The sequence below is a fragment of the Corynebacterium sp. HMSC072A02 genome (assembly GCF_001810085.1).
Lineage (GTDB): Bacteria > Actinomycetota > Actinomycetes > Mycobacteriales > Mycobacteriaceae > Corynebacterium > Corynebacterium hesseae.
Genome location: NZ_KV799888.1, coordinates 1 through 233, shown reverse-complemented (window position 1 = coordinate 233; position 233 = coordinate 1). Strand labels below are relative to the sequence as shown.

The window sequence follows — 233 nt, the reverse complement described above, 5'->3', positions numbered from 1 at the left end:
CGGTAGGTGATGCGCACGCCTGGTTTGGCTATGCGTTTGGAGCGTAGTTCTTTCAGTCGTGTGGCGGCGACGGTGGGGATGCGGTGTGCGGGTGTTCCTGCGAGTTTGATTCGCAGGTTCCAGGCGTCGAGGGTTTTCTTGACCTTCGCGGTGTAGGACTCGATGAGTGTGAGGGTGCCGAGGCTGTGGCGTTGGGTGAGGGCTGCGGTCCGGGCTTTGCGTTGTTTGCCGCT

General features: G+C 61.4%; 1 pseudogene. It reads right to left on the bottom strand.

Annotation, left to right across the window (positions count from 1 at the left end):
* A pseudogene (locus HMPREF2698_RS12670) lies at positions 1 to 233 on the bottom strand (HNH endonuclease); the annotation flags it as partial.